Genomic DNA, 12768 nt, shown 5'->3' on the forward strand with positions numbered 1-12768 from the left:
AATTCTTTACAACTGCATCAATCGCATCACTTACATGTGTAAAATCAACATAATCCTCTGGATTTAAAGCCTCTGCCTTGGCAATCGCATCATTGACTGCCGTATAGTCAGCATCTTTATACTCTAAGGCATTGATGGCATCCTCTATAGCTTTAGCCATGGCATTGACTTCTTCCTGATGTGTGATATCTAAATCATAAACTACACCAGCGATAGCTTTTTCCACACCTGAGAAATCTTTATAGAGTTCTGAATCAAGATCATTGGCTTTAGCAACAGCATCTTCTACATTCCTGTAATCTGCATCTAACAATACTAATTCATAATTAAGAGTATGAGTAGAGATATCATAGGTAATCGTTACTTGTTCACGAATTGAATGATAATTTTCTTTTTCTATCAAAACTGTATATTGTCCTACCGGTAAAGATACTTGATGATTCTCAACACTATATTTCGTATTATCCTCAGAAATAAAAGATACCTGTGCATCCTCTGGTGACGTATTAACCGTAATATCAAAGGTCTTTTCCGGAATTAAAGGAGTACCATCTTCATTAAACACATAATTACCACCATTTTGATTAATTTCTTTCAAAAAAGCTAAAGATTCCATATCTTCTAAAGCCATTGATCTGCCTATTTCATCAGAAGTGATGCTCTCACCATCTGAATTTATATATACAACGTTCAATGGATTACGCTGAGCATTTGCAATCGTGTTAAAATCACCCGTCATATAGTAATTATTATAAGCTGTAATAGTATTCTGGTAAGATGTTGACATATTGACGCCGCCAATCAGAGCACCAATCTGATCATTTTGAGTGTGCCCGATAATTTCACCTGCATGATAACAGCTCTCTATCGTCAGATTTCCAGTTAAATTAGGCGATGAATATACCGTTCCGACGATTCCGCCAAAATAACAGGAACCATGGAATGGTCCATTTTCTCCTACATCAATTGTACCTGTATTAAAACAGTTTTTTATGACAGTCGTACCCTGCGCTTGTCCTATAATGCCTCCAAAATAGTCAAGGCCATAGAAATCTGCCATGTTGGCGCAATTGATAATCTCAACATTTGCACCAATACCACAAATTCCGCCGGCATGAACTGAATTGGACATACCATCATTATAATAACTGCCATCAAAGAAACTGTACGTAATACTTCCATTTTCAATTGCACCTGCTATTCCGCCTATGACATATCCCTGAACGCCACTGAATGTGAAATCTACATAACTCGTACAATTGCTGATATTACCACCAATCAGATAACCTGCAAAACTTCCAGCCATATCTGCCCCGCTTCCATTAAGAAAACTATCTGAGGAAATAATTCCCGACAAATTTAAATTCATAATGTCACAGTCCGAAATTCCAAAAAAGCCTGTATACTGGTAAGATCCTACAGTTATTTTAAAATTACTGATCGTATGTCCATTTCCATTAAAAGTACCTGAAAAATAATGATCTCCATCAATACCAATCGGCGTCCATTCCATGCCATTCAAATCAATATCTGTTTCCAGATTCACAACAATATCAGCATTTCCTGAATAATTACCCTGATTGACTTCATCTGCAAATTTGACCAACTCATCTGCCGTAGAAATCTGAATCACATTTTCTTGAGCATTCAATTGAATACCACTTATGCTCAAGCATAAAAAGAATGATAAAATAAATCCTATTGTCTTCTTCAACATCTTCTACTCCTTTCTAAAGCACAGAAAAAAAGCGCATTTGTCCTCATGGACAAAAAACGCCCTTTGTTTCTTCAGAGTCTGACATACGAAAAAATGCACTAAATAATTGCTTGTTTAAAATTGTCGCAATTTCTTTCATTCTTGTCAAGCTCCTTTCTGTATTCTTATAACTTTAATTTATCACAGAGCTTATTGATTAACAAGAATAAATGACAGCTAAAAATATATTTACTGAGGCTTTTTCATCATCTGATAAAACTTCCTTTTTTCAATAATTCAAAAATAGCTCAATCCTTAATAATCCGTCCCTTTCATAACATCACATCAGCATTTTTCTTCATTCAAGACATGATTTCAGACTTATATTCTTTTTATACTAGAATTGCTTTTTTGTTTTTTTTTAAATTCTGATGATACACCATAGCTTCAATACCACATTGTCTGGCTGCCTCTACATTACGTGGTTTATCATCTATGAAAAAACATTCTTCTGCTTTTAATTGATATTTATCTAAAAGATAATGATAGATAGCTTTATCCGGTTTAGAAAGCTGAATGCTTCCTGAATAAACAGCTCCATCAAATTCCTTCACAATTGGATACACATGAACGTTTTCTTCAAATATGACAGGTGCATTTGATAAAATATACAAATGATAACCTTCCCTTTTTAATTCATGTACCCATGCCTGTACCTCTTCGATATCTTCCAAGGCCAGATACCATCGATCAAAAAACATACGTATGGCTTCCCAGTCTTTTCTATCCGACATACATAATGTCTGTCCAATATAATCCTCATAAGTTATCGTTCCATCATCCAATGCATCCCAGTCATGGAAAATAGCTTTTTTCATAGCTTCATGATAAGCCGGAGTACACAGCTCCAACAACCGATCTGCATTGAAAACTGAAAGGACATTACCAAAATCAAAAATAATGTTTTTAAACCTCATAATTTCTCCTATATTATACTGAAAGGAAGCATTTGCTTCCTTTACTTGATACATACGATCTTATCATAATTTGCGCTCTGAATCACATCACCTACATAATCATGATCCAGCTGCATCTTTTCTACTAAACAGCTTCCCTGATAACCAACGACTAATGCATCCTCAAAAAGCTGGAAATCTCTTGGCAAAGAGCCTTTTAAATGAATGCACTGTACCTCTTGCCATCTTTCATCATATACAAAGTGCTTAAGGATATCCTGTCCTCTTGTCGAAGTGTAAAGATGCTTCTCATCGGCGCTAAGACGAATGGCTGCACCTGTCGTCACGACATCCTCCTTTTCTTTGATCGAAAAGACTTCTTCAACATTGCCTTTGCTATCCAATATAAATAATTGATTGCTTAATTCTGTGATGACCATCAACTGTTTCTCATCTTGGGTATGGACCATATGACGAGGCCCGCTTCCTTTAGGAAATTCAAAGGCTTCAAGAAAATGAAAGTCATAATCATAAAAACAGATCAGATCCAATCCTAAACAGACAACAGCAAATTTATCTTTAAAAAAATCTACACAATGACATTTGCTTCCCTGAGGATAAATAAGCTCATGAAGCAGTGTCAGCTGCTCATCGAAAATCTGAACACAAGCATCATGATAATAGGCACAATAGATACGTCCGTTATATTTTTTGATGAAACAGCCCGGTTTCTTATCAAAAAGACGACAGGCCTTTTCCTTACCGTCATGATCAAAGACGGCGACGCCGCCTTTGTCATTTCTTTTTAATATCGTATAAATATTTTGCTCATCCACATCAAAATAACTTGTACCCTCATCATCACAGATCTGATGATGAAGACTCAGATCATCATTCAACAGATAAATACCGCGGTTATTTTCTGCCGCATAGCCACCAATATATATCATAAATCTCCTATTCTACTGATTTCAAAGATTCGACCATCGGAATCTTCTTCAGTTTAAAATGCATGACACGGGCAACGATCCATGCAAAGAACATCGTCATCACAAGTGATATCAAATATGACTTCACTTCAATGATGCGGCCAAACATTACGCTGTCAAGCTCTGCCAATGCCATGATCATCCGATGCAGTCCGGTTCCTAATGCCAATCCACATAGTGAACCAATAAGACTGAGAAGCAGGTTCTCACGGAATACATAATTGCTGACCTCTTTATCATAGAAACCAAGCACCTTTAATGTCGCAATTTCACGGATACGTTCTGAAATATTGACATTGGTCAGATTATACAATACCACAAATGCCAGCAAGCCTGCAGAGATCACCAAGACAACAACAATGATCGAAAGTGAAGATATCATGTTTTCAAACGATTCGGCGCTACCACGATAAAATACGATGCTTTCGATACCATCAATGCCTGTTAAAGCACTTCCCAATGCACTGTCGTTTTCTTCATTGCTCTCGTCCATGCGAATCAACAGTTGTGTCGGTTTCGCACTTATTCCAAAGGTAGCCTTATACGTATCACCATTCATGATAATGACGTGGCCCACATAATTTTCAAAGATACCTTCAACGGTAAATTCTACCGAGCTGCCATTTGAAGTACATCTGAATGCACTTCCGACTTTCAAGCCCATATCACTTGCCATCTTCTCGCTGACAAGCACCCCGCTTTTTGGTATTTCAACTTCCGCATGAGTCCTGCGGTCACGCAATACATGAAAATCCTTATAAGCTTCTTCATCGTCAACGACGATCAGATCAACTGACTGGTCTTTGTTCTTGATATTGGCACTGCCGCTTTGCTGAGCAATCAAGATCGTTTCATCAACATGATCCATCTGATTGACCGTATCCACGATCTCTTCTTTTTCTACAACGTTCTTATCGCTGTTGATCGTAACGCTGACCTGATATTTCTGAAGATCTTCATACTGATTGGAAACGATGCCGCCGATCGAGTCCTGAATACCAAAGCCGGCAACAAGCAACGCTGTACAGCCGCTAATACCAATGACCGTCATGAAGAAACGCTTCTTATATCTAAATAAATTCCTGAATGTTACCTTACGTGTAAAAGAGAGCCTTTTCCATATGAACGGAATTCTTTCCAGGAATATCCTTTTACCATTGGAAGGAGCCTTTGGACGCATCAGCAAGGCCGGCGTTTCCCTTAATTCCTTATAAACGGCAAGCCATGTTGCCAACAGGACGATAGCAATACAGCTGACGCTTGCCATGAGGGCAAGATCCCAATAGAAAGTAAAATGAGCGTCCGGCAAGGTGTACATCATATTCCACAAATGAGTAATCAGTGTCGGGAAAACCGCAAAGCCAACCAACACACCAACGACACAGCCGCAAACACTGGATATGAAGGCATAGCTCAAATAACGCATGGCAATCGTGCCCTTCGAATATCCCAAAGCCTTAAATGTACCAATGACGCTGCGCTGTTCATCTACCATACGGGTCATCGTAGTAAGACAGATCAAGGCAGCAACCAGGAAGAAGAAGAGCGGAAATATCTTGGCAATCGAATCCATGCGATCTGCACTGCTTCCATAATCCATATAAGAATAATGTGACTGACGATCCAAGACGATCCATTCGCCTTCTGACATATTTTCGATATCGCTTTTTGCCTTATCGAGCTGTTCCTGTGCATCCGTCAGCTCTTCCTCTGCAATTCTGCGATTATTTTCCAGTTCCTTAACACCGTTTTCATAATCGATCCTGCCCTGGGCAACCTGTGCTTCGCCCTGAGCGATCTGTTCTTCATAATCGGCCAGCTGCTGATTCAGATCCTCTTCCATCTGGGCAATGCTTTCCTCCTGAGCCGTAATGGCTGCTTGCAGCTGTTCACGGGTCGCCTCGCCGTTAGCAATTTCAATCATCAATTCAAGCATCTGCTGGCGCATCCGCAGATCAAAATAATCTTCATTCGTCAATACCTTATCTTCTTCAGGCAAGGCATCGATCTGCTGATTGACCTCATCCAGCATGCTCTGCAGCTCCTGCACCTGGGCACTGCTGCCACCCATCGCCAATTGTGCTTTTAACATCTCCAATTGCGTCCGGGCACTTTCGATCTGGGCCTGTCCCTGTGTTTGAAGCAATTCGATCGCTGACTTCATGTCTTTGATACGATTCTCATTATAGACCAGTTCCTCATATCCGGACTGCAGCTGCTTATCCGCTTCTTCCAGCTGGTTTTCAACATCCTGCTTCTGCTGATTGAATTCATCTTCATTTTTCTGATATTCTTCCAAGGCCTGCGCCTTGATCTCTTCTGTACGCAATGAAGCACGCTCTTTACCAAGCTGTTCGATACGGTTGACGAGCGGATCGATCACATCATCAAAATAAGCATCATCATAAGAATTATATGCTTTTGCGCCCTCTGCCGTAATATAAACTTCCGTATAAATATCACTTTTAAAATTATCATCAAACGTCAAAAGAAAACCATCCAGCGAACCATCACCGATACTGCTGCTTCCCTTTTGATAAGAAAGATAATAAGGAATCTTAACCTTGCCGACCACTTTCAGCTCAGTATGATTCAACGTATCTTCAAGCGGCTCATCCGTACCGCTTGACAGCTGAAGGACATCACCGATCTGAGGGCCGTCTGTCATGATCTTGCCTTCCTCTACCACACACTCATCTTCCGACTCAGGAAGCCTTCCTTCGACCAAGACAGCCTGATTGATATAATCTTTATTCGAAGCGCTCATATCTTCAGGCAAAGTCATGACCTTATAGACATATTCTGTCGTATCGATCATGAATACGACATCCACGCTATTGGTGGCATGAATACCTTCAACACCTTCGATATTGCGCAATTCATCAATATCCTCATCAACAAAGCCCAAGGTGGAATAAACCTGAATATCCTGCAAATTATACTCATCAAAATAAGCGTCAGCCGTTTCTTTCATCAGCGGTGCTGATGCCTTCACCCCAGCAAAAAAGGCAACACCGATCGCAACGATCGCAAAGATAGAAAAAAATCTGCCAAAGCTTTTTCTGATTTCCCGTAAGATATCTACGTATATTTTTTTCATTACCACTCAATGCTCTCTACTGGTACTGGGTTTTCATTGATCGTAATGCTGTCGATCTTACCGCTTTTTACTCGAATGACCTTATCCCCCATCGGCGTCAGCGCCAGATTATGAGTAATCACGATCACCGTCATATTATTCTTCCGGCAGGTATCCTGAAGAAGCTTCAAAATCTGTTTTCCTGTATTGTAATCCAAGGCACCGGTCGGTTCATCACAGAGCAGAAGCTTTGGATTTTTCGCTAAAGCTCTGGCGATGGCCACACGCTGTTGTTCGCCGCCCGAAAGCTGAGCCGGAAAATTATCTTTACGATCAGCCAAACCGACATTTTTGATCGTTTCATTGATATCCAGCGGATCATCACAGATTTCGCAAGCCAGCTCCACATTTTCCGTCACCGTAAGATTTTGGACAAGATTATAAAACTGAAACACAAATCCGATATCATGACGCCGATAGGTCGTCAATTGTCTTGCATCATAGGCGGCAATATCTTCACCATCCACATAAATCGTACCGCTGGTAGGTGAATCCATCCCTCCTAAAATATTCAATATCGTTGATTTACCGGCACCACTGGCTCCAGCAATGACCACAAATTCTCCTTTTTTGATCTGAAAATTGACACCATCTAATGCCGGAATATCTACTTCACCGACATGATATATCTTTTTAACGTCATTAAATTCAATAAATTCACTCATAAACGCCTCCGATAATAGCCTTATGTCTATTCATATCATTTCATTCATTCTATATATCTCATATTTTACCACATATTTGTTCATAAAAAATGAAAAAATAATGGGAAGTTGATGTGAAGATGGCTACATAACCCCTTGATTGTCAAAATATGCGCTTTATGACATAGAAAAACATTTAATCAACTTTTTTGATTGTTTTCAAAAAAATTTCACAATGATGTGTTAAACTAAAGAAAGAGGTGATAACATGCCAAAAATATTAATCGTAGACGATGAAGAAAAGATCCGCGGGCTTATTAAAAAATATGCCCTTTATGAACATATGGAAGCCGATGAAGCCTCCAATGGCTATGAAGCTATTGAAGCTGTTCAAAAAAATCACTATGATTGTATCATCATGGATGTCATGATGCCTTATTGTGACGGCTATACGGCAACCAAGCGCATCCGTGAATTTTCAGATACACCTATCCTGATGCTTTCAGCAAAAGGAGAAGAATATGACCGTATCCATGGCTTTGAAATGGATATTGATGACTATGTCGTCAAGCCTTTCAGCATGCAGGAGCTGATGATGCGCATCAAGGCAATTTTAAAAAGGACACAAAATGCACAGAAAAATACATTTACTTATAAAGGACTGGTAGTCAATTATTCGGCACATACCGTTGAAATTGATGGTGAAAGAGCCCATCTTTCACCAAAGGAATATGATCTGCTGACCTATCTGATCAAAAATAAAAATATTGCTCTTTCGCGTGAGCAATGTATTTCTGTTGTCTGGGGATATGATTTTTTTGGGGATGACCGTACTTTAGACACTCATATTAAGACATTGCGTAAAAATCTCAAAGAATACGCTGACTGCATCGTTACTGTCAGAGGAGTAGGCTATCGCTTTGAAACTGAATAGAAAATCCATTCGTTTTAAGATCCCCTTTTATTTATTTGTTTTTGTGATCGTGATGCTTCTTTTATTATGGATCATGGAAATCTTTCTCTTAGATTCTATTTATAAAAGCATCAAAACAGACGCGATCCTGAATGCCGGTAATTATATATCCGACAATATCACCAATCCCGATATCGGTGAATACATCAATCAGCTTGCCATTACGAATGATGTATGCATTGCTGTGGCCGATGAAAACGGTACGCCTATCTATTGGAGCAGCTCCTTTAGCCAATGTGTCAGAGAAATAACGACTACCAATCGTTTCATGGAAAGAATCTCTCTTGCTTATCAAAATGATAACACCTATGTGCAAGAGGTCCAGACTACGGAATATATCGAAGATATCAAGCTGGATATCCCAATCTCCATCCGCTCTTATAATGAAATCCAATATACGCATATCATAGAAGGAGCAAGCAATTATTATCTGTTCATGAATTCCACGATCTCACCGATCAACGCTACTGTTGATACGCTTAAAACGATCCTGACGATCGTTACGATAAGCATGAGCATCATCGCCATCCTTTTGGGTCTATACATATCAAGAAAGATCATTGCCCCTATTCGTCAGCTTAATACCAGCGCAAAAAAGCTTGGTAAAGAAGATGTACATTTCAGCGGTAAAGGCTATCTTGAAATCGAAGAATTAAGCTCTACCCTCAATCAGGCCAACAAGGATCTCCACCAGGTTGAAAAACTGCGAAATGAGCTGATCAGCAATATCTCCCATGACCTGCGTACACCTCTTACGATGATCAGCGGTTATGCAGAAATGATGCGTGATCTTCCTGATGAAAACAACGAAGAAAATCTAAATGTCATCATCAATGAAACAAAATATCTGTCACGTTTGGTCAATGATGTGCTTGATCTTTCAAAGCTGCAGGCAGGAGCTCAAAAGCTGGAGGAAAAGCGATTTGATCTTACGCAGATGCTTCTGGATATGATTGAGCGTGTTCGTTCACTAAGCGATATTCAGATTGATTTCATCTATGACAAACATTTTGATGTCATCGCCGATGAGATGAAAATTTCACAGGTCTTCTATAACATCTTAAATAACGCCATTCACTATACCAAAGATAAGGTCATCGTTCGTCAGATCTTAAAAAAAGATACGATCCGTATCGAAATCCAGGATTTTGGTGAAGGCATTGAAGAAAGTGAAATTGACAAGATCTGGCAATGCTACTACCGTTCGGCCAACCATTCCCGCCAAATCAGCGGCAGCGGCTTAGGTCTATATATCTGTAAACAGATTCTGGATCTCCACCATGCAACCTATGGTGTGACAAGCAGGCTCCATGAAGGAAGTACCTTCTATTTTGAATTAAACATGAAAAAAGACGTGGCCTCATCATGAGGACACGCCTTTTTTACTGTCATTCTTTTGTTTTCTGCGGGATTCACGGCCTTCTTTTTTATGCTCGCGATAGATCCTGAAAATGACGCCATCCGGCATATTTTCACCACTCACGATATAACCATTGGCCGATGTTACCTTGTGAACGATCGACAATCCGATACCAAACTGTCCGCCCTGTCCCTTTTCAAATGGTTTGAATAAGGTCGCCAGTCTTTCCTCAGAAATCTGGGAACCATTGTTATAGATCGTTACCTCATCTTCATCAACCGTTATTTTTACGACATCTTTCGCATAACGCAAGGCATTATCCATGATATTTTCAATCGTAATGCGCCATGGCTCATAGCTGCCATAGAAATAGACATCCTTCAGATCTGTTTCAATTTGAATATCCGAACGAATCATGATCAATGCCTGAAGCACTTCCTCCACGACCTCTTTCATATTCGTTTCCTTTTCACCCGTATTCTGAGAAACCAGATATTCTACCCGGTTCAGATATAAAAGCGAATATACCTTCTTTTCCAGACGCTCAGCATTTTTAATGATCACATCCACGCTCTTTTCCAACGTGCCATATGGATAAACACCATCCTTGATGCTTTCACCATAACTTTTGATCGTCGCAATCGGCGTCTTCAGATCATGGGAAATATTATGAATCATTTCTTCCTTTACCCGCTCCTGACGCAAAAGCTCCTGACGCATGCTGATGATAGCCTCTGCCAATTCACCGATTTCATCATTACGGTTGACTCGCAGCTCGGCATCTTCTCCCAATTTGACCTTCTCAATATAATTACGGATCTGATTGAGCGGATGGATCAGCGAAGCCATCCAAATCATCAATACGACAAAAAACAGACCGACAACAAATACCGTGATATTCACCACCGTACTTAATAAAGTTTCCCTGTAATTCATACGGTATTCGCTCGTAACCACCGTTACGAAAGCAAAATCATCACTCAGGATATTGATGGCATAATATGCCTTATTTTCATCATTTTCATAAGTATAATGCTCCACCTGTTTCTGAAGCGCTGTCTGCTTCCGCATATTTTCAGAAATCTGAATCGAAAGATTCGGCATCGCATTGATCTTTTCACTGGCTGTTGAATAGTTTCCCTCATCTGTATAAAAAATATTATACATCATTGAGGTTTCATCCGTTTGCAAGCCCATGATGATCTTCGGATCAATATTGCCCCGATACATATTCGTAATCATTTCCTGTGATCGATCAATGACCGTATTCATCTGTTCACGGACAAAATCATCTACCTTACCACTTAAAAAAACAAAGAAAAATGATGCAAAGAAAGTTATGAAAACAAAGATCAGCATAAAAAGCTGCTGGGATAAAGAAAGATTCTTTATCCACTCCCTTAAGCGGCTCATATTATCCTAAACGATAGCCATATCCATAAATCGTATGGATATGAAGCTTCGGAAGCTTTTTACGCAAACGGCGCAGTGTATCATCGACAACACGATCACTGCCAAAATAATTATCTTCCCAGACAAGTTCCAAAATCTTTTCTCGTGAAAAAGCCATTCCCTTGTTGCGAATAAACATCATCAAAAGATCAAATTCCTTGGTAGTCAGATCAATTTCTTTATCATTATCAAAGACCTTGCGCTGTTCTTCATCCAGCTCATAAGAATCGATCTGAATTCGCGTATTCTCTGTTTTATACGTTCTTTTAATGACATTATTTACACGAAGCACCAATTCCTTAGGGGAAAATGGTTTAGTGATATAATCATCACTTCCCTTTTCCAGACCGATGATGCGGTCAAATTCCTTATCACGGGCAGACATGAAGATCACCGGGATATCCTTCCCCTGCAAACGGATTTCCTCGATCAGATCAAAACCTGATTTATCATCCAGCATGATATCCAAGATCCACAAATGAACATCATCATCGACCGTATGCATGCTTGCCTGTTCATATGTATAATAGCTTCTGACCTCATATCCTTCTTTTTCCAGATAGCGTTTCACTAATTCATTCAAATCTTTTTCATCTTCTACAACACAAATCACTTTTTTCATATCTTCACTTCCTTTATTCTATTGTAACAAAATAATGTGAAAGAATCATGAAATTTTAGTATTTTTATAAAATTTTTATCACTTCTTATCCCATTTATACCCACACATTTATTTGAACGGATCTAAGCCGGCTGTTCTTGATAAAACTTAAGCTGCAATCATACTGCCCATTCCTATCTATAAAACTTTCATAACCTAAAGTGTGGGTGAGATCATGACATGTAAGATATGCAAATTCGGCGGCACTTCCATCTCCAATGATGAAAGATGTCAATATGCTTTAGATATTGTGAAAAAAATGAGTGAGAACAGTAAGGTAGTCGTCGTTATCTCAGCGATGGGCAGAAAGGGAGATCCCTATGCTACCGATACATTGAGCGATCTGGGAAACGCTTATTTAAGCGAGCAGGAAAAGGCACGTCTGTTAAGCATGGGCGAGCTGGTCAGCAGCATTTCCTTTTGTGCCAAGCTAAGAGAAATGGGATTAAATGCCTATGCATTAAGCTTTCGGGAAAGCGGGATCATTACGGATGATAACTATGAGTGTGCCAACGTCATCAAATTAGATAATACTGAGATCAGCAAATTATTAGAAGCCTATGATGTCCTCATCGTCTGCGGTTTCGTGGCGATGAACAGCCTTGGTGAGATTACGACCTTAGGCAGAGGAGGCAGTGATTATACTACGGTTTTGGTTGCCAAGATGCTTCAGGTCAATGAAGTTGAAATCTATACCGATGTTGACGGGATCTATGACAGCGATCCAAAAAAAAATATTCATGCGAAACGTTATCAGGAAATCACCTATCATCATATGCTTTCTCTTCGATGCCGTGTCCTTCATGATCAGTGTGTTGAATATGCACGTAAAAATAAGATTCGTATCCATCTCAAAGGGACTTTTTCAGGTGAAGCCGGAACAATCGTTTCTTAACAT

At 39.6% G+C, this 12768-nt stretch carries 10 protein-coding genes; 3 read left to right on the plus strand and 7 right to left on the minus strand.

The annotated features are described in order from the left end of the window. From Q0K35_RS01930 to Q0K35_RS01950, 5 genes are all read right to left on the minus strand, one after another. Positions 1–1717 (minus strand): GLUG motif-containing protein (locus Q0K35_RS01930; protein ID WP_294560991.1); only part of this gene is annotated, 1717 nt, incomplete at its 3' end. Positions 1718–2088: 371 nt separating this feature from the next. Beyond that, complete coding sequence (locus Q0K35_RS01935) at positions 2089–2673, minus strand: HAD family phosphatase (RefSeq protein WP_294560992.1); 585 nt, start codon at positions 2671–2673, stop codon at positions 2089–2091. 41 nt (positions 2674–2714) lie between these two features. Continuing rightward, a complete protein-coding gene (locus Q0K35_RS01940; RefSeq protein WP_294560993.1) occupies positions 2715–3602 on the minus strand; it encodes a beta-propeller fold lactonase family protein in 888 nt (295 codons plus the stop codon). Positions 3603–3609: 7 nt separating this feature from the next. Continuing rightward, positions 3610–6741: an FtsX-like permease family protein gene (locus Q0K35_RS01945; protein ID WP_294560994.1), complete on the minus strand. Its 3132-nt coding sequence runs from the start codon at positions 6739–6741 to the stop codon at positions 3610–3612. Next, complete coding sequence (locus Q0K35_RS01950; RefSeq protein WP_294560995.1) at positions 6741–7445, minus strand: ABC transporter ATP-binding protein; 705 nt, start codon at positions 7443–7445, stop codon at positions 6741–6743. The genes Q0K35_RS01945 and Q0K35_RS01950 overlap by 1 nt, the downstream gene beginning before the upstream one ends. A 247-nt stretch (positions 7446–7692) precedes the next feature. Between Q0K35_RS01950 and Q0K35_RS01955 the strand changes: the two genes are divergently transcribed. After that, positions 7693–8358, plus strand: coding sequence for a response regulator transcription factor (locus Q0K35_RS01955; protein ID WP_294560996.1), 666 nt, complete (start codon positions 7693–7695; stop codon positions 8356–8358). Further along, positions 8345–9766: a HAMP domain-containing sensor histidine kinase gene (locus tag Q0K35_RS01960; RefSeq protein WP_294560997.1), complete on the plus strand. Its 1422-nt coding sequence runs from the start codon at positions 8345–8347 to the stop codon at positions 9764–9766. Before Q0K35_RS01955 ends, Q0K35_RS01960 begins: the two co-directional genes overlap by 14 nt. On the opposite strand, the gene Q0K35_RS01965 is transcribed toward Q0K35_RS01960, so the two are convergent. Then, positions 9761–11116: a HAMP domain-containing sensor histidine kinase gene (locus Q0K35_RS01965; protein ID WP_294560998.1), complete on the minus strand. Its 1356-nt coding sequence runs from the start codon at positions 11114–11116 to the stop codon at positions 9761–9763. The genes Q0K35_RS01960 and Q0K35_RS01965 overlap by 6 nt on opposite strands. A 55-nt stretch (positions 11117–11171) precedes the next feature. After that, entirely contained in the window at positions 11172–11831 is a 660-nt protein-coding gene (locus Q0K35_RS01970; protein WP_294560999.1) for a response regulator transcription factor, read from the minus strand. A gap of 214 nt (positions 11832–12045) precedes the next feature. Here Q0K35_RS01970 and Q0K35_RS01975 point away from each other — a divergent pair, with 214 nt between their 5' ends. Next, on the plus strand, positions 12046–12765 hold the full coding sequence (locus Q0K35_RS01975) for an aspartate kinase (protein WP_294561000.1): 720 nt from the start codon (positions 12046–12048) through the stop codon (positions 12763–12765). Positions 12766–12768 lie beyond the last annotated feature (3 nt).

This window comes from uncultured Traorella sp. (assembly GCF_944327115.1).
GTDB lineage: Bacteria > Bacillota_I > Bacilli_A > Erysipelotrichales > Erysipelotrichaceae > Traorella.

Coding starts and splice junctions, on each gene's coding strand:
- Q0K35_RS01950 (WP_294560995.1), bottom strand. CDS start 7,445: ATGAGTGAATTTATTGAATTTAATGACGTTAAAAAGATATATCATGTC.
- Q0K35_RS01955 (WP_294560996.1), top strand. CDS start 7,693: ATGCCAAAAATATTAATCGTAGACGATGAAGAAAAGATCCGCGGGCTT.
- Q0K35_RS01935 (WP_294560992.1), bottom strand. CDS start 2,673: ATGAGGTTTAAAAACATTATTTTTGATTTTGGTAATGTCCTTTCAGTT.
- Q0K35_RS01975 (WP_294561000.1), top strand. CDS start 12,046: ATGACATGTAAGATATGCAAATTCGGCGGCACTTCCATCTCCAATGAT.
- Q0K35_RS01970 (WP_294560999.1), bottom strand. CDS start 11,831: ATGAAAAAAGTGATTTGTGTTGTAGAAGATGAAAAAGATTTGAATGAA.
- Q0K35_RS01940 (WP_294560993.1), bottom strand. CDS start 3,602: ATGATATATATTGGTGGCTATGCGGCAGAAAATAACCGCGGTATTTAT.
- Q0K35_RS01945 (WP_294560994.1), bottom strand. CDS start 6,741: ATGAAAAAAATATACGTAGATATCTTACGGGAAATCAGAAAAAGCTTT.
- Q0K35_RS01965 (WP_294560998.1), bottom strand. CDS start 11,116: ATGCTGATCTTTGTTTTCATAACTTTCTTTGCATCATTTTTCTTTGTT.